Origin of the sequence: Pedobacter jamesrossensis, from assembly GCF_042650905.1 — a bacterium.
Lineage (GTDB): Bacteria > Bacteroidota > Bacteroidia > Sphingobacteriales > Sphingobacteriaceae > Pedobacter > Pedobacter jamesrossensis.
Genome location: NZ_JBHSBY010000113.1, coordinates 1 through 21694, shown reverse-complemented (window position 1 = coordinate 21694; position 21694 = coordinate 1). Strand labels below are relative to the sequence as shown.

The following is a 21694-nucleotide window of genomic DNA, read 5'->3' as shown; positions in this document are numbered from 1 at the left end:
TTTAATACATTCACAAACCTATTGCTATGACTATACTAAAAGCTATTATTGTTGATGATGAAGAGTTTGCCCGTTCATCTCTTTTCTTCTTGTTACAGCAAAACTGTCCGGAGGTAGAAATTACAGGTATTGCCCGCTCAGTGGCAGAGGCAAAAGATATTTTAGCCCACCATCCTATTAATTTAATTTTTCTGGATATTGCAATGCCTGGTGGAAATGGATTCGAACTAATTCCTGATGCGCAACAACATAATGCGGCGGTTATTTTTACAACAGCTTATGACCAATATGCGCTAAAAGCTATTAAGGCAAACGCTTTAGATTATCTTTTAAAACCGATAGATATTGATGAACTTAAGATTGCTGTTAGTAAAGTTTTAGAATACACTAAACTGCACCAAACACTCGATAAAAAAGATGAGCGGATTACAAATCTTGCTTCAAGCTTAAGTAATCGCTCAGAAATTAGAAAATTAACTTTGCCTTACGGGCAAGGATTTAAAATGATTGATGTTGATGATATTATATACATTGAAGCAGATAGTAATTATTCGGTTTTTCATTTAAGTAATCATGATAAAATAACGGTTTCGAAGGTATTGAGAGAATTTGAAGAACTTTTACCTTCCGATCAATTTGTTCGTATTCATAAATCGAGCATCATCAATCTGAATCATTTAAAAGAATACAATTCTAAAAACGGCTTGCAGGCTTTGCTGAAAAACGGAGATAACATTAATGTTTCCAGAAGACGGGCAAGCGATTTCTATGAAAAGATAAAATTATTTACCAAATCCAAAGGTGAGCATTAATAAAAATATAAAGGTTTTTTTTTCGATTTCTAATCGATTTATTGCTGCAAGTAAATTGCTTGGCTATACTTTACTTTTGGTTCTAGTATTCGTTTCAATAGGCACAAAATTATCTGCTCAAACTACATATTTACCACATTATACATCTAAAAATGGTTTAGCAAGTAATAATTGTTATTACATTCTTCAAGATAAAAAAGGTTTTATTTGGATTGCAACAGATGCAGGTTTAAGCCGATTTGATGGCACAAACTTTCAAAATTTCACTATAGAAGATGGTTTGCCAGATACTCAGATTCTTCAGATAAGAGAAGATAAAGAAGGCAGGCTTTGGTTTTTAGCTTTAAACGGCCAATTAAGCTATTTAAAAGATGGAAAATTCTACAATCAGAATAACGATAAATTATTAAAACAGCTTAATTCCAACACGGTTATTGTTTCTCTTTTAGAGGATAAAAAAGGTGGAATCTGGCTGGGTACAAATTCTAATTTAATTGTATTCTGGGATGGAAAATCGGTTAGAAAATTTGCTTCTCCACGCATAAACGAGCAATTTACAAATGCATTTCTACATGAAGATGAAAAAGGCAACATTTACGCTTACAGCGATTTAAGCACACAAAAATTCGACGGTAAAAAATTCGAATTAACCGAAAATAAGGTTAATCCAATTTCATACATGACAGCCTTCAATGCGCCAAATCGTTCGTTATATTATTTAGATGTAACGGGCTTAAAGCATTTTCAAAATGGCATTGTTAAATCGCTCTTCCCAATCCCAGATAATTTGCTTAATAATATGGCCGGTTATTTTTATTATGATGATAAAGACCAGGAAGTTTGGCTAGCCAGTAACAACGGTGCTTTAGTCATGAATAAAAGTGGTAAAACGGTTATGTATTTACAGGGAATCTCCGTTAATCAATCGATAAAAGACAACAGTAGCAACATGTGGTTTGCTACCAATCAGGGGATTTATATGCTTCCAAACATAAATTCAAGATTATCGATTATTGATGCAGAATCAGGACTGAGCAGTAATGTAATTAAAAGCATAACCAAAGATAATAAAAACAGCCTTTGGCTAGGTACCGATGATGCTGTTATCGACATTCTGAATATTAAAAATTTCCAGATTGACGAAGTTGGATTAGATGACTACAAGAAATATAAAACCATTAAACAAATTACCTACGATGATAAAAATCAATCGGTTTACTTTGCTTCAGATTATGGGTTAGGCGTTTTCAAAAACATCTATCAAACTAAAGATGATGTAAAATATTTAAAAGAAACCAATAATTCGATGTTTGTAATCAAACATTTCAGCTTAAGCAAATACAATAACCGATTGGCTTTAGCACTTTCATCTGGTGTAGTTTTCTTAGCTGATAGAACCAACAGACTCGAATTTAATTCGTTAAAATACAGAGAGAAAGAAGACTTTTTTAAAGATCGTTCTTATCATGTTTTTTATGATAAAAAAGGCGGTTTATGGTTTTCTAATATCGATGGACTTTCTGAATTTTCTGATGGAAAACTTATCCAGCATTTCAAAAACAATCTACTGCTAACCAAAAGGATAAATGACATTCAGCAACTACCCGATGGTACTTTGATTTTAGCTACCGATGGTTATGGTTTACTCTTCTATCGAGATAATAAAATCGTAAAGCAGCTAACACAGAAAAATGGATTAACAAATGATATTTGCACAAGATTATTTATCAAGAATAACGAAATATGGGTATTAACAAACAAGGGCGTTAATAAGGTTTCTGACTACTCAGGCGAGGCAGAAGTAATTAACTTCGATTACGGAAAAGATTTACTTACCGAAGATGTAAACAACCTTTACATTGATGACAGCACCGCTTATTTCGCGACCAATAAAGGCTTAATTTTATTCAACTACAACAACAAAAACAGGATTAAAAACCTGCCAAAAGTTTACATCACCTCCATAATAAAAGATAAGGAACGTTTACCAATTAATCAGAATAATTTCACTTTTGAAAGCGGCAGTAATACAATTGTGTTCACCTTTGGTGCTGTAGACTTTACCACCAGCGATATTACATTTCGATATAGATTAACCGAAAACGCAAACTGGGTGGAAACCAGAACCAGGCGACTGGATTTTTCGGCACTCCAACCCGGCGATTATATTTTTGAGGTTAGTGCAAAAAGCCAGAATAACGAATGGGGTCCATCGGCGAAAATATCTTTCTCCATTAAAAAGCAATTCTGGCAAAGCTTATGGTTTCTTTCCATCTTAATTTTACTTGTTGGCTACGTTTTTTACAAATTGGCTGTTTACATTACCCGAAGACAAAAAGACAAAGAACAAGAGCAATTATTGCTTAAAAATAGAATTTTAATGCTTGAGCAGCAGGCGCTTCAAGCCATGATGAATCCTCATTTCGTTTTCAATGTTATGAATTCTATCCAACATTACATTAACACTCAAAATACCACATCAGCAAATAAGGTTTTAACTGGTTTTGCAAGATTAATAAGAAAGAATCTGGAAATCTGTACCAAAAGCTATATTACTATAGAAGAGGAATTAGAATACCTAAAATTATACCTCAAGCTCGAAAAAAACAGATTTGGAGATAAACTTCAATACACCATTAATGTGGATGAAGATATTGATAAAGATGATACATTAATTCCGTCGATGCTTTTGCAGCCTTACGTAGAAAATGCAATATGGCATGGCATTATGCCAAAAGAAACTGGCGGAGAAATTCAGATAAACATAAATCTAAAGAACGAAGATTACTTAAACATCGAAATTATTGATGATGGCGTTGGCATTGAAAACTCTTTGAAAAGTAAAAAGGATACGCATATAAGTAAAGGTATGCAGTTAACCCGCGAACGTTTAAACCTTTTAGGGCAAATTGAAGCAAAACCTATACACCTTGACGTACATCAAAATGCCGAAAATGGTACAACCGTATTCATTTCTATACCACTTAAATAGAAATATTACCGTTTACTCAATTATTAATACCACTCACTAAATAGGAATAACGTTGCATCGAGTTTAGCCTTAAACTTGTATTAGAAATAAACGATAGTGTTTATCAAAACGTTCTTATAGAATTGATATAGATATTTAATAACCTAACCTAAAACTATATCTTAATTCAGGTTTCATTTGTGTGTTAAAAGCGGTCTTGTTTTTTAAAAAGCGAGACCGCTTTTTTTTGCCCAAAAATTTTATTTTTGTATATGCCCCAAACCAAAATCACCAGGCACATAGAAGCCCTTATCTTTTCTTCCGTTCAAAGTATTAGTGTACAAGAAATTATGCTGGCTTTAAATGCTGTTTTCGAAGAAGAACATATAGAAACCCAGATATTCGAGAGCCTTGATTTAATAAAGGAAAAATACAGTGCAGCTGATTTTGCCATAGAACTGGTTAATTTAAATAATGGTTATCAGTTTTTAACTAAAAAGATATATCACGAAACTGTTAATCAACTTCAACTTCATCGCTCTAAAAAGAAACTAAGTCAGGCGGCGATGGAAACTTTAGCTATAATTGCATACCGCCAACCCATTACAAAATTAGAAATTGAGCAGATTAGAGGCGTAAATTCAGATTACTCTGTACAGCGCCTTTTAGAAAAAGAGCTAATTAGTATAGAGGGTAAAGCAGAAACACCTGGCAGACCTATTCTATACTCTACAAGCAGCTTATTTATGGATTATTTCGCATTAAATAACCTATCACAACTTCCGCAATTAAAAGATATTACAAGAGAAGAAAATACTATTGGAGAAACTGCAGAATAAATTAATTTTAATTTGTTTACAACCAGGTTGTTATTAAAAAAAGTTTTTTCGTATTTTTAAACTATAAAAGCAATTTTTATTTTTGTCGTATGAAAACTCCAAAGAAATCCCCGATAAAACCAACTACAAAGAAAGAGGTAGAAGATAACGACGATTTTGAAGATGATGAAGACATTATGCCTTCGAAAAAATTAAAAGTTGAGGAAGAAGATGACTTTGATTTGCCCTTAGATGATTTGGATACCTTCGACAACTTTGACGACGACGATGACGATTTTTAATTTTTAAAAAACTATATATTTGAAAAAGCATCCGCCCGCTTGGTAGGATGCTTTTTAATTTTAAAACTGCCCATGCAAGTTACACAAGTAAACAGTATCGCTCTAAAAAACGATTTTCTCCAAACACCAAAACTTCTTTATAAAAATGATAAAAACTGGATTTGTCCGCTAGATTCGGAAATTGAAAATGTTTTCGACCCTAAAAAAAACAACTTCTTTAATCATGGGAAATGTACCCGTTGGGTTTTAAAAGACGATGCAGGCAAACTAATTGGTCGTGTGGCAGCTTTTATAAATGAGAAAAAAGCTTTTAATTACGAGCAGCCAACTGGCGGCATGGGTTTTTTTGAATGTATTGATGATGAAAAAGCTGCATTTTTACTATTTGACACAGCTAAAGTATGGTTAATTGAAAATGGCATGAAAGCCATGGATGGACCAATAAACTTTGGAGAAAACGACTCTTTTTGGGGTTTATTGGTAGAAGGCTTCACACCTCCCTCATTCGGGATGAATTATAATTTCCCTTATTACGAGAAGTTTTTCAATGCTTATGGTTTTATTAAAGAATATGAACAATTAACCAATCACATCAATTTAACGATTCCTTTTCCTGAGCGTTTTACAAAAATTGCAAACTGGGTTAGAAATAAACCTGGCTATACTTTTGAGTATTTCAGCAAAACCAATTCAGAGAAATATATTTCTGATTTGATGGAAATTTATAATGATGGCTGGCAGGATTTTGAAAACTTTGTTCCGATAAAAAGAGAAACTTTAAAAGAAAGTTTCAAAAGTATGGAACCAATTATGGATGAGCACTTAATTCAGTTTGCTTACTTTAATGGCGAACCTGCATCATTTGTAGTACTGATTCCTGATGCCAACCAAATGATTAAAGGCTTTGATGGTAAACTCGGTTTAATCGAAAAGCTAAAATTTGCTTATCGTCGTTGGGTTGGTGTTACCCGAATGAGAGCAATTGTAATGGGTACAAAGCCGAAATTCCAGAAACATGGCTTAGAATCTGTTTTATTTATCAGATTAGGCGAATACGTACTTCCTAAAAATCAGTATAAAGAATTAGAATTAAGCTGGGTAGGCGATTTTAACGAACAAATGATTGCCATACACAAAGCAACTGGCGCAACCTTTGGCAAAAAGCACTTAACCATGCGCAAGGTTTTTTAATAAATAAAAGTACAAGGAGCAAGTCACCAAGCAATCTCTTTTTGTGTTGTTTATGTTATTAGATTGCTTCGTGCCTCGCAAGGACGAATATTCTAAACCCCCAATTTATCATAGAGCTCAATAACCTTCTTGCGAAGTTTATTGAGCTCTTCTTCTTTCTCTTTTAACTTTTCGTTTAAAGCCAATAGTTCTTCAGAAGAACACAATGATGTTTTATAATCTGGCAATAATTGACCAACAGAAACATTAAAAACTTTTGCAATTTGAAGCAAACGAGATACATTCAAATCTGTTTGACCCGTTTCTATCTTACAAAAGGCCGGCGTAGAAATATTTATCATTTTCGCGGCATCAGCCTGACTTAAACCAAGTGCTACCCTACTTTGTTTAATATTTTCTCCAATGCTTTTCATTGAGTCTAAAATGTAAATCTAAGGTTATTACCGAGGTAATTCAGCCGACAATTCTGGCAAATCGAAGCCGGCATAATTCCCAGAACTCATCATTAACAGATTTGTATCTTTATAATTTTGGCTCAGCAAATAAGATTTCAGCTTCGCAGCATCATTAAAGAATTTAAGGTTTGGATTTGAAAAAGCATCCTGCACATCGTTTTCATTAAAAGGCTCCATCCTTTTTTGCTCAAAAGATTTTAAATCGATAAAAACAATTGCATCATCAGCTTTATCCATCGAACCAGCATATTCTTTCAAAAAATCTTTATTCAAACTACTGAAAGTATGTAACTCTATGCAAGCAACTAATTTACGATTGGTAAACTGACTTTTAACTGCATCAATAGTTGCTTTTAATTTTGAAGGTGAATGTGCAAAATCCTTATAAACATTGGTAGATTCATCAGCAGAAATAACTTCAAGGCGTTTTGCAGCACCAGTAAAAGATGAAATTGCCTCATTAAATTCTGCTTCTTTGATGTTCAATTGCGCACAAACCAACTTGGCAGCATTCATGTTCATCAAATTATGATCGCCAAAAACTTTTAATGCAGTTTTTTCGGGTAACAGGTAGGTTATACCATTTATAATTTCATGTTCGGGGATAGCGTAACCAATTTTCTGAATCCGGGCTTTAGAATTTTCTACAATTTCATTTAAGTCAGCATCTTCTTTACAGTAAATTAAAGTACCATCCTCTTCAATTGTATTAATAAACTTATCAAACTGAGCTGTATAATCTGCATATGTTGGGAATACATTAATATGATCCCAGGCAATGCCGCTAATTACCGCAACGTTGGCTTTGTAAAGATGAAATTTAGGTCTTCTATCAATTGGAGATGATAAATACTCATCACCTTCGATAATCATAACTGGTGCTTCTTCGGTTACTTTAACCATCGTTTCAAAACCAGCCAATTGCGCACCAACTAAATAATCGAAATCGCGGTTATAATAATTTAAAACATGCAAAATCATACTGGTAATCGTTGTTTTACCATGACTACCACCAATTACAACACGTAATTTATTTTTGCTTTGTTCGTAAATATACTCTGGGTAAGAATATATTTTTACACCAAGTTCTTGTGCTTTTAATAATTCAGGATTATCAATTCGGGCATGCATACCTAAAATTACTGCATCTAAATCGGTAGAAATTCTACTTTCGTTCCATCCCATTTCGGCTGGCAACAAACCATATTTATCTAACCTTGATTTTGCTGGTTCAAAAATCACATCATCAGAACCTGAAATTTGATACCCTTTTTTATGAAGAGCAATAGCCAGATTGTGCATTGCACTACCACCAATCGCTATAAAATGTATGCGCATATTTTTTTTATTTTGTTAGATAAAAGAATAAGGAATAAGATCCAGTGCCTAGCCATCAGCTGATAACAAATAATCCTTTATTCTGCTCTTACTCCTTCTTTTCAAACTGGGCAGCTACCCAATCGCCATTTTGTTTATGATCTAAGTATCTAATGCCGTATTTAGCACATTCCGCAGTAATCATACTCAAATCCGGGTCTAAATAGAATCCACTGAAGAAAATTTTCCCTTCTGATTTTAAAAGCTCAGCGTATTTACCAATCTGATCAAGCAAAATATTTCTATTGATGTTAGCCAGAATGATATCATATTCATCATTCGGGATAACTTCTTTGCTGCCACAAATTGCCTTAAGGTTTCCAACATGATTTAGCGCTGCGTTTTCAATTGTACTCTCGTAGCAAATATCATCGTAATCGATAGCAGTTAAATATCTAGCGCCAAGTTTAGCTGCAAGAATTGCTAAAATCCCGGTTCCGCAACCCATATCCAAGACGTTTTTATCTTTAACATCAGCAGCTAAAATATACTGCATAACCATTGTAGTGGTTTGATGATGACCAGTACCAAAAGCCATTTTAGGATCAATCACAATCTCGTAAGGGTATGATGGTTGTGCTTCATGGAAAGTTGCCCTAACATAACACACGTCATCAATAATTAACGGACTGAAATTTTTCTCCCATTCTGCATTCCAATTTTCATCTGCAACATCTTCTAAAAGATATTGCGTAGTGAAGTCTTCAGCGTAATTAGCGAGCAGGCTTTTAAGTTCCTGCTCGTTAAAATTTTCTTTTATTACAAAAGCAGTAAACCCGCCTTCGCTATCTTCAAAAGTATCAAAACCAGCATCTGCTAAATCACTTATCAGCAAATCTTGTTGGTAATCTTCTATACTTTCGAACTTAAAAACTGCTTTAATATATTGCATTTAGCTATTTAATGCTTTAATAATATCTGTAAAATCACGCGACTTTAATGATGCCCCACCAATTAAACCACCATCAATATCCTTTTGAGCAAACAAACTTGCCGCATTACCAGGATTACAGCTACCACCGTATAAAATTGTAGTATCATCTGCAACATTAAAACCATAATTGGCTTCAATTTCAGAACGAATAAATGCATGTATATCTTGTGCCTGCTCTGGTGAAGCTGTTAAACCTGTACCAATTGCCCAAACCGGTTCGTAAGCAATAACTACTTTTTTAAAATCTGCCTCTGTTAAACTAAAAAGACCTTCGACTAACTGTTTTTTTAGAACCTCAAAATAACTCCCATTGTTACGTTCATCTAAAGTTTCGCCGATGCAAAAAATTGGCTTTAAATCGTGCGCTAAAGCTGTTTTTGTTTTGGCAGCTAATAATTCATTACCTTCAGCTTGATATTGTCTGCGTTCTGAGTGCCCCAAAATAACATATTCTACACCAACAGATTTAATCATTTTAGCAGAAACTTCGCCTGTGTAAGCGCCATTTTCTTTATCGTGGATGTTTTGAGCACCAATGGCAACATCGGTGCCACCTAATTTTGCTAAACTATTTAAATGAATAAAAGGAGCACAAATTATAGCAAGTTGATCGCCCTTGCGTTCATCTTTAACCATATTTACTATTTCGCTAAATAACGAAACGCCTTCGTTATAATCTAAATTCATTTTCCAGTTTCCAGCAACAATTTTTTTTCTCATTATATATTATTTTAAAGTTTGAATGTTGTAAAGTTATAAAGTTCAAGTGTATCCTTTGTAATCTGCAAATAGCATACAAAGCCTTTTAGTCTTTAACCTTCCAACTTTTTAAAAATGTCTTTCTTTTTTTGTTAAATCAAATACTTTGGTTAAAATAGCCTTTTCGTTATCATCAAACGGTAACCCTCTTCTAGAATAAACTTTTTCGGCAGTTTCGAACATTTTATTTAAGCTGTACACTTCGAAACCATGTGCACCGCCCCAAGCAAAATCTGGTATAAAATTTCTGGGGAAACCAGCACCAAAGATATTTGCACTTACCCCGGCAACAGTACCTGTATTAAACATGGTATTAATTGCACATTTAGAATGATCTGCCATAATTAAACCACAAAATTGCAGACCTGTTTCCCGAAAACTTTGTTGTGTGTAATCCCAGAGCTTTACTTCTGCGTAGTTATTTTTTAGATTCGAGTTATTGCTATCTGCACCAATATTACACCATTGGCCTAAAACAGAGTTACCCAAATAACCTTCGTGCCCTTTTGATGAATAGCCCCAAATTACGGCATTGTTAATCTCGCCACCAACCCTGCTATAAGGACCTATAGTGGTTCCAGGATAAATCTTCGCTCCCATTTTTACCGAAGAACCTTCACATAATGCAAAAGAACCTCTAATAATGCTACCTTCCCAAACTTGGCTATCTTTTCCAAGATAAATAGGTCCTTGTTTGCTATTAAAAATAGAGCATTCTGCCTCAGCACCTTCTTCAACAAAAATATTATCACCTAAAAAAGTATTAGTGCTACTTAACGGCGCCGAAGTTTTGCCTTTGGTTAAAAGGGCAAAATCTTTTTTCAGTTCCGCTGCATTGTGGGTAAAAATATCATTAGGGTAAATTATTCGAAGAAAATTAGCCTGGTATTGAATTGGTTTTAAAGTTTTGGCAAATGCCAAATCAAACTTATCAGCGGCAAAAGCGATTAAAATGTTGTCATTTAATAAAGCCTCACCAATATTAAGACTATTTACAGCATCTAACAAAGCTTCATCTGGGCATATGGAACCGTTAATGAACAGTTTCGCAGCTTTAGATGGATATTTCTTCGAAAGGTAACCCTGAGTATTGAATCCAAAATCGGCATTTAAGTGCTTAGCCCATTTTTCCGCAATTGTTAAAATACCTATGCGTAAATCGGCTACAGGTCTGGTAAAAGTAAGAGGACGTAATGAATCCCAGCTAGAATCATCAAAAAGATTGATTGTCATAAGCAACAAAAATAAAAAAAGTCCCGATGCTTTTGGCAAAGGGACTTCAAAAAATGCTTTTTGTTGCTAAAATTATTTCTTAGCGTAACGGTTTTTGAATTTATCGATACGTCCTGCTGTATCAACCAATTTCATTTTACCTGTATAAAAAGGGTGAGACATGTGAGAAATCTCTAATTTATATAGAGGATACTCATTACCATCTTCCCATTTAATTGTTTCTTTAGTATCTACACAAGATTTTGTTAAGAAAGCATATTCGTTAGACATATCTTTAAAAACAACTGGTCTGTAGCTTGATGGGTGCAAATCTTTTTTCATTTGAATATTATTTTAAGTTATTTGTGTGAAAGCATCAAGAACATTTAGTTGCAATTTGCTGGCAACAACGCTTATGACATTTTCTATTGTCTTTTCTACTACTTTATTTTAGAGGTGCAAATATCTTAATTTTATTTTTGATTTACAATAGTAAAGCCAAAATTATATTTCAAGTTTTTAATCAATCTGCTTTTTTTATATAACTACGGAGCGTAGTAAACTTTATAATATTCAGTGGACAGCATTTTAGTTAGGTAAATTTCGTTAAAAATACTGCTAAAATATATTTAAGCAATTGTATTTCCTCATTACTTCTAACTTATATTTGTGTTAATAAAACGAACCAAATCATGAAAAAATTAAAACTACTTTTAAGCGTATTATGCCTTATGGCTATGCTTGGAACTGCAAACGCTCAGGAACAATTAGCCACTAAAATTGCCGAATGGGAAAGAGCAAAGACCTACACAAAAGAATATCTGGATGCAATGCCCGAATCTGGTTATGCATTAAAGCCAACACCAGAAATGCGTTCTTTTGCAGAGCAGATGTTACACCTTACTGATGCCAATTATGGCTTTACGGCTACAGCTACAGGCGAAAAAGCACCTGTAGGTTTTGGAGAAGCAGAAAAAATTCAGGATAAATCGAAAGCTAATGTAACCAAAGAAGTTATGGCTAGCTATGATTATGTAATTGCAGCTTTGAAGAAAATGACACCTAAGCAATTAGAAGAAAAAGTTAAGTTTATGAACCGTTTTGAGATGACGAAGGATATGGTTTTCATTAAAGATTTTGAGCACCAAACCCATCACCGCGGCCAGACAACAGTATATCTTCGCTTAGCTGGAGTAAAACCACCGCAAGAAAAATTATTTTAACAATAATTTATAATTTTCTGAATTTTGTCAGTTTGAGCATAGTCGAAAAATTTTTAAGCACTTTGGCTATGCGCAGCCTGGCAATCTATAAAACTTAATTTGGTTAAATTATTTTATAAAGAATTCTATAAACAGCCTCATTTATTTATTCGAATACTTCTTCCAGGTTTCTACCTTTGCTTTTTGCCTTTCAATATACGCATTTGCGATTACCTCAGCTGAACTTAAACCTTCAGTATTTTCTAGCTGTTCTTTTAGTTTATATTGATCAACATCAGCTTTATATAAAATCTGAATAAGTTTAGGGAAATCGTCATCAACGAGATAGCTAAAAGCATCAACCAAAGCTTGTTTAAGCTGACTTTCAGAAAGCTGTTCTGGAATATCAAAATCTTTAGTAATGATTTTAATTAAAGAAGTATTATCGTTCACAATTTATTACACTGTATTATTACGGAACTCGCTATTTTGCCAAGAACTACAAGCCAAAGTTAATAAACCTGATGAAAATGACAGCCCCCGATTTTTCTTCGGGGCTACAATGTACAGCAGGGCTACAGAAACGATAAAAACCAAACCGATCGTTTCCTAATTTATTTAAAAATACTTCAGCATTTCCGCATAGAGAAATTTTCGCAACCCAACCTGGTAACTGGCAACTTTTTTATATCCACTTTATTTCCTGACAGATTTCTATTAACACACCATTTGTATCTTTAGGATGCACAAAGCAAACCATTTTATTATCAGCACCTTTTTTAGGCGATTCGCTGAGCAATACAAAACCTTCGCTATGTAGCCTTTCCATTTCCACTAAAATATCGTCGACCAGAAAAGCAATATGATGAATCCCCTCTCCTTTTTTCTCAATAAATTTGGCAATTGCACTATCAGGAGAAGTTGCTTGTAACAGTTCGATCTTATTATCGCCAGTTTTAAAAAAGGCCGTGTTTACAAATTCTGAGCTAACTAACTCTGTTTTATAACAATCTGTATTCAGCAATTTCTGATAGATATCTATAGAATTATTAAGGTCTTTTACGGCGATGCCGATGTGTTCTATCTTATTCATAGATTTTAAGGTTATGTGAATGTAAAAATGCACCTTTTCTCTATAACCTCATAGCTATTAATTATAATTGTTAAATAAGTTTTTTTGTATCTTTGTGCTACAAATAACAGAACTGAAATGAAACAGCCGATATATTTAGATAATAATGCAACTACACCTCTTGATCCAAGGGTGTTAGAAGCAATGCTACCTTACTTTACTGAGAAATTTGGAAATGCCGCAAGCCGTAATCACGCTTTTGGTTGGGTGGCCGAAGAGGGAGTTGATTACGCTCGTGAACAGGTAGCCAAATTAATCGGCTGTACTGAAAAAGAAATCATTTTTACATCAGGTGCAACTGAAGCCGATAATTTAGGCATTAAAGGTGTATTTGAAATGTATAAAGAAAAAGGTAACCACATCATTACCGCGGTTACAGAACATAAAGCTGTATTAGATACTTGTAAACACCTGGAGAAACATGGTGCAAGAGTAACTTATTTAGGCGTTAAAGAAGATGGTTTAATTGATTTAGCTGAATTAGAAGCTGCTATGACTCCTGAAACTATTTTAGTTTCGATTATGTATGGCAACAACGAAATCGGTGTAATACAACCAGTTAAAGAAATTTCTGCAATTGCACATAAACATGGCGCTTTATTTATGACTGATGCTACGCAGGCAGTTGGTAAAATTCCGGTTGATGTAAATGCAGATGGTATTGACTTAATGGCTTTCTCTGCACACAAAATGTATGGTCCGAAAGGCGTAGGTGCACTTTACGTTCGTAGAAAAAACCCAAGAGTTAAAGTAACCTCACAAATGGATGGCGGCGGTCACGAACGTGGTATGCGTTCTGGTACGTTAAATGTTCCGGGCATTGTAGGTTTAGGTAAAGCTTGCGAACTTTGCCGTTTAGAAATGGAAAGCGAAACGATTCGTTTATCTGCTTTACGCGATAAGTTAGAATCTACTTTAAGTAAAATGGAAGAAAGTTATGTGAATGGTAATACACAACACCGTTTACCACACGTAGCAAATATCTCTTTCAAATATGTAGAGGGCGAAGGTTTAATGATGGCCATGAGCGATTTAGCAGTGTCTTCGGGTTCGGCTTGTACTTCGGCTTCGTTAGAACCATCTTACGTTTTAAAAAGCTTAGGTTTATCTGATGATTTGGCACACTCTTCTATTCGTTACGGTTTAGGTCGTTTTACAACTGAAGAAGAAATTGATCAAGCTATTGCAGTAACCGAAAAAGCAGTTAATCACTTGAGAGAACTTTCTCCACTTTGGGAAATGTTTAAAGAAGGAATCGACTTGAGTAAAATTGAGTGGGCAGAGCACTAAATTGATTGACGATTTTAGATTGACGAATTACGATTCTGAGGTCTGAAATTGAAAGCAGTTTTTAATTACGATTGAGAAATTATGGTTTGCAAATCTCAATCACATAAAGTATAAAAATTAACAATTTACGTTTGAGGAGTAATCTAAAATCGTAAATCTAAAATCTAAAATATCATGGCATATTCAGAAAAAGTAATTGACCATTACAATAACCCACGTAACGTAGGTACATTAAATAAAGACAGTAAATTTGTAGGAACTGGTTTAGTTGGCGCACCTGAGTGTGGCGATGTAATGCGTTTGCAAATTGAAGTGAGTGAAGATAACGTAATTACTGATGCTAAATTTAAAACATTTGGTTGTGGTTCGGCAATCGCATCTTCTTCTCTAGCTACAGAGTGGTTAAAAGGAAAAACAATTGATGAGGCTTTAACTATCGACAATATGGATATTGTAGAAGAATTGGCTTTACCACCAGTAAAAATTCACTGCTCGGTGTTGGCAGAAGATGCAATTAAATCGGCCATTAACGATTATCGCGTTAAAAATGGTTTAGAAGCAATTGTGTTAGAAAAATCGCACCACTAAGAAATTTTAGATTTTAGATGGACGAATTACGGTTTGTATTTCGCCCAATTCTAAAATCGTAAATCTAAAATCGTAAATCAATATGATTACAATAACAGATAAAGCAAAAGAAAAAATCACTCACTTGATGCAGGATTCGGAAATGGGTTCTGATTACTTTTTACGCGTTTCGGTAAAAGGTGGTGGCTGTTCGGGTTTATCTTACAATTTAGATTTTGATAACGAAGAACAAAAAGGTGATCAGTTTTTTGAAGATAGAGGAATCAAAATTGCATTGGATATGAAATCTTTCCTTTACCTGGCTGGTACAGAATTAGATTTTACTGACGGATTAAATGGAAAAGGTTTCAACTTTATAAACCCAAATGCAAGTCGCAGTTGTGGTTGTGGCGAAAGCTTTTCAGTTTAAATCATACAACATATATAAAGAAGGTTCCAGTTATGGGACCTTTTTTGCGTTTTAATACATTCGTCATCGAGAGGCACGATGTCGCATAGAAAAATTTCATGAAGTGTAAGTTTTAACTCACATTTAAAACTAATAAATTTATTTAAATCTGCATTTCTAATCTTCAAGAAAAGTGTAAACCAAGCCTTGATTTACACTTTTAAACCAAAAAAGTATTATAATTGTTAATTATAATGAATACCAAATAACGAGCAATGCCATTAATTAACGAATTTTCAACTGTTCCAACCCTTTTAAGGAATGTTGTAAAAAATATACATAAGCCTGAAGAAACCTTTTTAATTCATAAACAAGGTACCGAATGGGTTGAAATTTCTTTTGAAGACACTTTAAAAAGATCAGATGCCGTATCTGCATATTTTTTAGAGCGAGGAATAAAAAAAGGTGACCGATTGGGTTTAATGATTGAAAATTCACCAGAGTATGTTTATTACGATCAAGGTATTCAGCAAATTGGAGCGATTAATGTATCCATATATCCAACACTTTCAGAGCAGGAAGTTGCTTATATTATTAACGATTCTGGTATAAAATCAATCTTGGTTGGAAATAACTTTCTATACCGTAAAGTGCTCAAAGTAGCGGCAAACTGTAAAGCTTTAAAATATATTATTCCAGCTTTTAAAAATTTCGAAAAAGTTGTTGTTCCTGAAGATGTTAATGTTGAAGTCATTGCTTTTTCAGATATTCTTGCGCTTAAACATCAAATTACAGCAGCCGAAAAGGCAGACATCGATCAATGCAGAAGTTTGGTTTTACCTGAAGATGTATCTTCATTGATTTATACTTCTGGCACAACGGGCACCCCAAAAGGTGTTATGCTTACACATTATAACTTTGTTAAAAATGTTGAGGTCTGTTTGCAACAGATTCCAGTTATCGATAAAACAGAAACCTTTCTTTCGTTTTTACCCTTGTCACACGTTTTTGAACGTACCGCAACTTACCATGTTTGTTGCACCCAAGGTTGTAAAATTGCTTTCGCACAGAGCTTAGAATTATTAGCTAAAAATATGGGCGAGGTTCGGCCAACAGTTATGAGTTGCGTGCCGAGGTTATTGGAACGTATTCACGATAAGGCTATAAAATCGGGAACCGCTGGTGGTGGTACAAAGGCTAAAATATTTACCTGGGCTTTGGAAACAGGAAAAAATTATCGGATTATAAAAGAAGCTGGTAACAATCCTGGCTTTATCTTATCGGCAAAAAAAGGAATTGCAGAAAAATTGGTTTTCAGCAAAATTAAAGAAAAAACTGGGGGCAGATTAAAATTCATGATTTCTGGTGGTGCAGCATTACCTAAAAATGTTGGTGAGTTTTTTGGCGATTTAGGTATAAAAATATTAGAAGGATTTGGCTTAACGGAGACATCACCTGTTATGTCGGTTACAGAATACCACCGACAGGTTTATGGTACTGTTGGCCGTATCATTCCAGGCATTGAAGTTGGTATTCAAGACGTTGAAAGCAAAGAAATCATCAACATACAAACACACGATACTTTTAACGAAGAATTTGAATGCGCAGAAGGCGAAGTGATTGTTCGAGGGCATTGCGTAATGAAAGGCTACTTTAACAAACCTGCTGAAACCGCTGAAGCGATAGATTCTGCCATGTGGTTTCATACCGGCGATATTGGCCGCTTTTACAAAGGCAATCTTCAAATTACAGACCGCCTAAAAAACATGATTGTAAATGCCTATGGCAAAAACGTTTACCCTACCCCGGTAGAAAACATCTACTTAAAAAGCCCGAAAATAGATCAGCTATTTCTTATTGGCGATAAACGTGAGTTTATTACCGCTATTATTATCCCTAATCGAGAAACTTTAGAAGAAACTTTTAAACTAAAGCCAGCATTTTTTGAAGAAGCAGATCCATTTATTCAGGATAAAGAAATTATCGATTGGGTTGAACAGGACATTAAGAAAATTTCGAATGAATTAGCCAAGTTCGAACGCATCAAAAACTTTAAAATCAAACGTAATCCATTCAGTATAGATGAAGGTGAAATTACACCAACTATGAAAGTTAAACGTCGCATAGTAGAGAAAAAATACATTAATGCGATTAACGAAATGTATGAAGAAAATGTAGAGGCTGAATCTTAAAGCTTTTCTATTTCTTGATTACATTGTTAATATCTAACCAAATTGGATATGATACATTATTCCCAAAAAAATCTGTGTATGTCTTAATTGACTGCTGTGGACAAATCTTTAAATCTAGATTCTAATTATTCTTAACTAGCCTTTTCAAACACTCAACTACAAATCCATTCCGTTAGCATCAGTTGTTAAAATCTCCGTCATGTAATCAAGAAATGGCCGCATATTTTTAAACATTTGATTGCTATTAACAAGAAAATCTGGGTTTAAAACTTCATCATCAGAAAAGTGATGAACCAATAAAAACTGCTTGTACCGCAGTAAATCTATATCCTCGTGGTCTGCAGCAAAACCTTTTGGAGTTGTTTTTAGTTGATCGCCTTTTAACATTTCAAACGAGGTTATAAAATTTTCATCATTCAATATCGTTTTTAAAGGTTCTGCATCAAAAGCAATATTTTCTCTAATTAATTTTAAATCTTGTGGTGAAGGGCCAAAAAACCCGCCAGCCACAAAACTATTGCCAGGCTCAAGATGAAAATAATATCCTCCCCTTCTATTCTTTCCTGCACGTTTAAAACTACCACTCCAATGTGTTTTATAAGGAGTTTTATCATTAGAAAAACGTGTGTCACGATAAATTCTATATAAGCTCTTTTTACCTGATGGTGTTTCGATTACATCATGGGTATTCATTAAGTCCAATAAACTTTGAGCAAAAGATTCTATTAGAAGCTGCTCCTTTTGAAATGCTGTTTTATGAGAATTGAACCACTCCCGTTCATTATTTTTCTTAAGCAGTTGTATGAAATCGAAGCTAGAAGGTTGTATTTGGCTATTTTCAGACATAGAATTATAAAATTATCGTTCAGCAAATATAATACCTGACGAAACGAAATATCGACTTAAAAAAATGAATATTAAATTTTTCAATAGAAAAGACTTTACAATATTTGGAATAAGGATTCTTAATTTCTTTTCCTTTGCTATCTTTGTAAGCATCAGCTTTTAAAGATTATTAAGGCAATGAACATCCATTTTTTTAAACCTAATCTTAAAAACTTAAATGTTCTCGTTTAATCAAAGCTGTTAATTTATAATTACGTAACAAATTGCAAAATCAGTACTTTTGCAAAAAATACCCGAAATGAGTATAGGATTATCAGAACAGGAAATATTACGACGTGAGTCGTTAAAACAATTGCGTCAACTAGGCATTGAGCCTTATCCGGCAGAATCTTACGAGGTTAATGTAACTGCTGCAGATATTTTAGCCAACTACGAAAAAGATAAAACTGCTTATAAGACAGTTAGCTTAGCTGGCCGTATAATGGGCAGAAATATTATGGGTGCAGCTTCTTTTGCTGAACTTCAAGATTCTACAGGTCGTATTCAGGTTTATTTAAAACGTGATGAACTTTGCCCAGGTGAAGATAAAACTTTATACAATACCATATTTAAAAAGCTTTTAGATATTGGAGATTTCATTGGTGTTAAAGGATATGTTTTTACTACTCAAACAGGCGAAATCTCAATTCACGTAACAGAATTTAAAGTTTTGGCGAAATCTTTGCGTCCATTACCAATTGTAAAACGCGATGATGAAGGAAATGTTTACGATGGCTTTACCAATCCAGAATTGCGTTATAGAATGCGTTATGTAGATTTAACTGTAAATCCAGATTACAAACAGATTTTCATTAAACGTAGCAAGGTTATTAATACCATGCGTGGGTATTTCGATAATCAAGGTTGGATGGAAGTAGAAACACCTATTCTTCAGCCAATTCACGGTGGAGCAGCAGCCCGCCCGTTTGCTACGCACCACAATACTTTAGATATGCCACTTTATTTGCGTATTGCAAATGAATTGTATTTAAAAAGATTAATTGTTGCTGGTTTTGATGGCGTTTATGAGTTTGGTAAAATGTTCCGTAACGAAGGTATGGATCGTACGCATAATCCAGAATTTACTTCAATGGAAATTTATGTAGCCTATAAAGATTATATCTGGATGATGGCTATGGTTGAAGAATGTTTAGAGAGAGTTGCAATAGCAACAAATGGTTCGGCAGTAGTTAAAGTTGGTGAAAACAACATTAATTTCGAAGGTCCTTACGAGAAATTAACCATGTATGAATCAATCCAGAAATATACTGGTATTGATGTTTCTGCAATGAGCGAAGAAGAAATTGCTGTAAAATGCAATGAATTGGGAATTGAAATTGATTCGACAATGGGACGTGGTAAGTTAATTGATGAGATTTTCGGCGCTAAGGTAGAAGCTAATTTAATTCAGCCAACATACATTACAGACTACCCTTTAGAAATGACACCGCTTGCTAAAAAGCATCGTTCATCTGAAGGTTTAGTTGAGCGCTTTGAGCTTTTTGTTAACGGTAAAGAAATTGCAAATGCATATTCCGAACTAAATGACCCTATTGATCAAAAAGAACGTTTTGAAGATCAATTGAAACTAGCTGCACGTGGTGACGATGAAGCTATGGTAATGGATGATGACTTTGTCCGTGCTTTAGAATATGGCATGCCACCTACTTCAGGTTTGGGTATTGGTATCGATCGTTTGGTGATGCTTATGACCAACCAAAGCACCATTCAAGAAGTACTATTCTTCCCACAGATGCGCCCAGAGAAAAAGAAAATTGAATTAACTGCAGAAGAAACCGAACTGTACACATTAGTAAAAGAAGGCGAACAATATCTTTTAACAGATGTAAAAGCTAAGTTGACAGAGTGGAGCAATAAAAAATGGGATACTACTTTGAAAGCATTAACTGCTAAAGGTATTTTAAAAGTTGCCAAAACAGATGATGGTTTATTCTTATCGCAGAAATAACTAAATCTCAATATAGCAGAGATTTAATTAACAAAAACATAACATAAACTTAAAAGGCTTGCTAACAATTGTTTAGCAAGCCTTTTCTATATTTACAGCAATAGATAATAAAATCTTTACCTTATGAATACTTCAAGTTTAGAAATTACCGAAAGAGAATATTGCATCAAACTAAGTAAAGATGCATTTGATTTATCACTTGTTCACCAGTTAATTAAAAGAATCCAGGCTGAAGCATTTTTCTTTAAACGAGCTGAAGCTGAAGAAAACGATATTTTAAGCAAACGCAACGCTAGAGAAGAACTAGAAGGATATGATTATCTTGGAGATAAATAACCCCCTTTAATCAATATCAAGAGTACCTTCTACAGAATCATCCATCGTTTTTCCTGTAATAACCGATGCAGCTATTTTTAAAAATGCAACAGCTGTGCCATGCTTGGTATCCCAATAATACCCTTCAGAAGGTATTACTTTAATAAGTGTAATATTCGGATCATCCTTCCCTCCTTGAAACCAAGTTTTAATAAACGGACTCCAAAGTTCATCAATTTTAGCCTGGTCTCTGCTAATTTCCGAGATGCCATAGATATTTACAAAACCAGAATGCGCCCCAGCCTGAAATAACAAATGCGTAAACGGATCGGCAGAAATCTCTTCATTTTTATGACTGTCTTTCATGCTCATAAACCAAATATTTCCCTCATCATCAACTTGCTGAATAGCCATTGGTCTTACAGAAAGTGGAATACCAGTTTTAATATTTGTACAAAAAAAGCAGCTTTCTGCTTTATCTGCTAATTCACGAAGTTTTTCAACAGCCTCTTTTCCGCCTAAATCTTTTATATTTTCTTCTTCCTGAGTATTATTAGTACTTCCTTCTTGCGATGTTGTCATAGTTTTAAAATTTTATATATACTACAACAGAAAAATCGAATTAGTTTTAATCATTTTGAAAAGCACATTCCTGATAAGAATAAAATCCAGTCCTGCTATCACTACTATCTTTTGTTAAAGCCATTGTAATTTTAAACAGAATTGCGTCAAAAGTATAGCCGTTCTATCAGGTTTAAGCTCGAAGGACAATGCAATAAAAAAAAATGCCAAATAAAAAAAAGGGGCTGTATCATAAATAAAATGATCAGCCCTTTTATTTTGCTTAAATTTTTTATATTTTTTTATGTTATTTTTTTGGTTTAAAGTGTTGATTTTCATAT

General features: G+C 34.1%; 23 protein-coding genes. 12 read left to right on the top strand and 11 right to left on the bottom strand.

Annotated features, from left to right (window positions below; genetic code table 11):
- Positions 1-26: 26 nt before the first annotated feature.
- The 5 genes from ACFOUY_RS11735 (at position 27) to ACFOUY_RS11715 (ending at position 6094) form a co-directional block, all read left to right on the top strand.
- Entirely contained in the window at positions 27-812 is a 786-nt protein-coding gene (locus tag ACFOUY_RS11735) for a LytR/AlgR family response regulator transcription factor (protein ID WP_378960831.1), read from the top strand.
- Complete coding sequence (locus tag ACFOUY_RS11730; RefSeq protein ID WP_378960830.1) at positions 802-3804, top strand: ligand-binding sensor domain-containing protein; 3003 nt, start codon at positions 802-804, stop codon at positions 3802-3804. Before ACFOUY_RS11735 ends, ACFOUY_RS11730 begins: the two co-directional genes overlap by 11 nt.
- 251 nt (positions 3805-4055) lie before the next feature.
- Positions 4056-4622, top strand: a complete 567-nt coding sequence (gene scpB, locus ACFOUY_RS11725; protein ID WP_378960828.1) for an SMC-Scp complex subunit ScpB — start codon at positions 4056-4058, stop codon at positions 4620-4622.
- 89 nt (positions 4623-4711) lie between these two features.
- On the top strand, positions 4712-4903 hold the full coding sequence (locus ACFOUY_RS11720) for a hypothetical protein (RefSeq protein ID WP_378960826.1): 192 nt from the start codon (positions 4712-4714) through the stop codon (positions 4901-4903).
- A 72-nt stretch (positions 4904-4975) separates the two neighbouring features.
- On the top strand, positions 4976-6094 hold the full coding sequence (locus ACFOUY_RS11715; RefSeq protein WP_378960824.1) for a GNAT family N-acetyltransferase: 1119 nt from the start codon (positions 4976-4978) through the stop codon (positions 6092-6094).
- Positions 6095-6186: 92 nt separating this feature from the next.
- Here ACFOUY_RS11715 and ACFOUY_RS11710 read toward each other — a convergent pair whose 3' ends face one another.
- From ACFOUY_RS11710 to ACFOUY_RS11685, 6 genes are all read right to left on the bottom strand, one after another.
- Positions 6187-6507, bottom strand: coding sequence for a helix-turn-helix domain-containing protein (locus tag ACFOUY_RS11710; protein ID WP_378960823.1), 321 nt, complete (start codon positions 6505-6507; stop codon positions 6187-6189).
- A 27-nt stretch (positions 6508-6534) separates the two neighbouring features.
- Positions 6535-7887, bottom strand: coding sequence for a UDP-N-acetylmuramate--L-alanine ligase (locus ACFOUY_RS11705; RefSeq protein WP_378960822.1), 1353 nt, complete (start codon positions 7885-7887; stop codon positions 6535-6537).
- An 88-nt stretch (positions 7888-7975) separates the two neighbouring features.
- Complete coding sequence (gene prmA, locus ACFOUY_RS11700) at positions 7976-8818, bottom strand: 50S ribosomal protein L11 methyltransferase (protein ID WP_378960820.1); 843 nt, start codon at positions 8816-8818, stop codon at positions 7976-7978.
- A complete protein-coding gene (gene tpiA, locus ACFOUY_RS11695) occupies positions 8819-9580 on the bottom strand; it encodes a triose-phosphate isomerase (RefSeq protein ID WP_378960819.1) in 762 nt (253 codons plus the stop codon).
- Positions 9581-9688: 108 nt separating this feature from the next.
- Positions 9689-10852, bottom strand: a complete 1164-nt coding sequence (locus ACFOUY_RS11690; RefSeq protein ID WP_378960817.1) for a GlmU family protein — start codon at positions 10850-10852, stop codon at positions 9689-9691.
- A gap of 72 nt (positions 10853-10924) precedes the next feature.
- Positions 10925-11173: a type B 50S ribosomal protein L31 gene (locus tag ACFOUY_RS11685; RefSeq protein ID WP_056090378.1), complete on the bottom strand. Its 249-nt coding sequence runs from the start codon at positions 11171-11173 to the stop codon at positions 10925-10927.
- A 350-nt stretch (positions 11174-11523) separates the two neighbouring features.
- Between ACFOUY_RS11685 and ACFOUY_RS11680 the strand changes: the two genes are divergently transcribed.
- Positions 11524-12054 (top strand): DinB family protein, encoded by a 531-nt coding sequence (locus tag ACFOUY_RS11680; RefSeq protein ID WP_378960816.1) that lies wholly within the window; start codon positions 11524-11526, stop codon positions 12052-12054.
- A gap of 141 nt (positions 12055-12195) precedes the next feature.
- Here ACFOUY_RS11680 and ACFOUY_RS11675 read toward each other — a convergent pair whose 3' ends face one another.
- Together ACFOUY_RS11675 and mce are read right to left on the bottom strand one after the other, a co-directional pair.
- Entirely contained in the window at positions 12196-12486 is a 291-nt protein-coding gene (locus ACFOUY_RS11675) for a hypothetical protein (RefSeq protein WP_378960814.1), read from the bottom strand.
- Positions 12487-12718: 232 nt separating this feature from the next.
- Entirely contained in the window at positions 12719-13126 is a 408-nt protein-coding gene (mce, locus tag ACFOUY_RS11670; protein ID WP_378960813.1) for a methylmalonyl-CoA epimerase, read from the bottom strand.
- A gap of 117 nt (positions 13127-13243) precedes the next feature.
- Here mce and ACFOUY_RS11665 point away from each other — a divergent pair, with 117 nt between their 5' ends.
- The 4 genes from ACFOUY_RS11665 to ACFOUY_RS11650 all read left to right on the top strand — a co-directional run bounded on the left by ACFOUY_RS11665 (position 13244) and on the right by ACFOUY_RS11650 (position 17623).
- Positions 13244-14455, top strand: coding sequence for an IscS subfamily cysteine desulfurase (locus ACFOUY_RS11665; protein WP_378960812.1), 1212 nt, complete (start codon positions 13244-13246; stop codon positions 14453-14455).
- A gap of 174 nt (positions 14456-14629) precedes the next feature.
- Positions 14630-15043 (top strand): Fe-S cluster assembly scaffold IscU, encoded by a 414-nt coding sequence (gene iscU, locus ACFOUY_RS11660; RefSeq protein ID WP_047797365.1) that lies wholly within the window; start codon positions 14630-14632, stop codon positions 15041-15043.
- 82 nt (positions 15044-15125) lie between these two features.
- Complete coding sequence (locus ACFOUY_RS11655; RefSeq protein ID WP_025142623.1) at positions 15126-15452, top strand: HesB/IscA family protein; 327 nt, start codon at positions 15126-15128, stop codon at positions 15450-15452.
- A 254-nt stretch (positions 15453-15706) separates the two neighbouring features.
- Complete coding sequence (locus tag ACFOUY_RS11650) at positions 15707-17623, top strand: AMP-dependent synthetase/ligase (protein WP_378960809.1); 1917 nt, start codon at positions 15707-15709, stop codon at positions 17621-17623.
- Between the two features lie 156 nt (positions 17624-17779).
- On the opposite strand, the gene ACFOUY_RS11645 is transcribed toward ACFOUY_RS11650, so the two are convergent.
- On the bottom strand, positions 17780-18469 hold the full coding sequence (locus ACFOUY_RS11645) for a DUF2461 domain-containing protein (RefSeq protein WP_378960807.1): 690 nt from the start codon (positions 18467-18469) through the stop codon (positions 17780-17782).
- A 298-nt stretch (positions 18470-18767) separates the two neighbouring features.
- Between ACFOUY_RS11645 and lysS the strand changes: the two genes are divergently transcribed.
- Both lysS and ACFOUY_RS11635 read left to right on the top strand, forming a co-directional pair.
- On the top strand, positions 18768-20477 hold the full coding sequence (gene lysS / locus ACFOUY_RS11640) for a lysine--tRNA ligase (RefSeq protein WP_378960806.1): 1710 nt from the start codon (positions 18768-18770) through the stop codon (positions 20475-20477).
- Between the two features lie 123 nt (positions 20478-20600).
- On the top strand, positions 20601-20813 hold the full coding sequence (locus ACFOUY_RS11635; RefSeq protein WP_378960805.1) for a hypothetical protein: 213 nt from the start codon (positions 20601-20603) through the stop codon (positions 20811-20813).
- A 6-nt stretch (positions 20814-20819) separates the two neighbouring features.
- On the opposite strand, the gene ACFOUY_RS11630 is transcribed toward ACFOUY_RS11635, so the two are convergent.
- Positions 20820-21374: a pyridoxamine 5'-phosphate oxidase family protein gene (locus ACFOUY_RS11630; RefSeq protein ID WP_378960803.1), complete on the bottom strand. Its 555-nt coding sequence runs from the start codon at positions 21372-21374 to the stop codon at positions 20820-20822.
- 114 nt (positions 21375-21488) lie between these two features.
- A partial coding sequence (locus ACFOUY_RS11625) for a hypothetical protein (protein WP_378960801.1) occupies positions 21489-21694 on the bottom strand: 206 nt, incomplete at its 5' end.

Excerpts from the sequence above, each read along its gene's own strand:
- ACFOUY_RS11735 (WP_378960831.1), top strand. The coding sequence starts at position 27 with ATGACTATACTAAAAGCTATTATTGTTGATGATGAAGAGTTTGCCCGT.
- scpB (WP_378960828.1), top strand. The coding sequence starts at position 4,056 with ATGCCCCAAACCAAAATCACCAGGCACATAGAAGCCCTTATCTTTTCT.
- ACFOUY_RS11720 (WP_378960826.1), top strand. The coding sequence starts at position 4,712 with ATGAAAACTCCAAAGAAATCCCCGATAAAACCAACTACAAAGAAAGAG.
- ACFOUY_RS11715 (WP_378960824.1), top strand. The coding sequence starts at position 4,976 with ATGCAAGTTACACAAGTAAACAGTATCGCTCTAAAAAACGATTTTCTC.
- ACFOUY_RS11710 (WP_378960823.1), bottom strand. The coding sequence starts at position 6,507 with ATGAAAAGCATTGGAGAAAATATTAAACAAAGTAGGGTAGCACTTGGT.
- ACFOUY_RS11705 (WP_378960822.1), bottom strand. The coding sequence starts at position 7,887 with ATGCGCATACATTTTATAGCGATTGGTGGTAGTGCAATGCACAATCTG.
- prmA (WP_378960820.1), bottom strand. The coding sequence starts at position 8,818 with ATGCAATATATTAAAGCAGTTTTTAAGTTCGAAAGTATAGAAGATTAC.
- tpiA (WP_378960819.1), bottom strand. The coding sequence starts at position 9,580 with ATGAGAAAAAAAATTGTTGCTGGAAACTGGAAAATGAATTTAGATTAT.
- ACFOUY_RS11690 (WP_378960817.1), bottom strand. The coding sequence starts at position 10,852 with ATGACAATCAATCTTTTTGATGATTCTAGCTGGGATTCATTACGTCCT.
- ACFOUY_RS11685 (WP_056090378.1), bottom strand. The coding sequence starts at position 11,173 with ATGAAAAAAGATTTGCACCCATCAAGCTACAGACCAGTTGTTTTTAAA.
- ACFOUY_RS11680 (WP_378960816.1), top strand. The coding sequence starts at position 11,524 with ATGAAAAAATTAAAACTACTTTTAAGCGTATTATGCCTTATGGCTATG.
- mce (WP_378960813.1), bottom strand. The coding sequence starts at position 13,126 with ATGAATAAGATAGAACACATCGGCATCGCCGTAAAAGACCTTAATAAT.
- ACFOUY_RS11665 (WP_378960812.1), top strand. The coding sequence starts at position 13,244 with ATGAAACAGCCGATATATTTAGATAATAATGCAACTACACCTCTTGAT.
- iscU (WP_047797365.1), top strand. The coding sequence starts at position 14,630 with ATGGCATATTCAGAAAAAGTAATTGACCATTACAATAACCCACGTAAC.
- ACFOUY_RS11655 (WP_025142623.1), top strand. The coding sequence starts at position 15,126 with ATGATTACAATAACAGATAAAGCAAAAGAAAAAATCACTCACTTGATG.
- ACFOUY_RS11650 (WP_378960809.1), top strand. The coding sequence starts at position 15,707 with ATGCCATTAATTAACGAATTTTCAACTGTTCCAACCCTTTTAAGGAAT.
- ACFOUY_RS11645 (WP_378960807.1), bottom strand. The coding sequence starts at position 18,469 with ATGTCTGAAAATAGCCAAATACAACCTTCTAGCTTCGATTTCATACAA.
- lysS (WP_378960806.1), top strand. The coding sequence starts at position 18,768 with ATGAGTATAGGATTATCAGAACAGGAAATATTACGACGTGAGTCGTTA.
- ACFOUY_RS11635 (WP_378960805.1), top strand. The coding sequence starts at position 20,601 with ATGAATACTTCAAGTTTAGAAATTACCGAAAGAGAATATTGCATCAAA.
- ACFOUY_RS11630 (WP_378960803.1), bottom strand. The coding sequence starts at position 21,374 with ATGACAACATCGCAAGAAGGAAGTACTAATAATACTCAGGAAGAAGAA.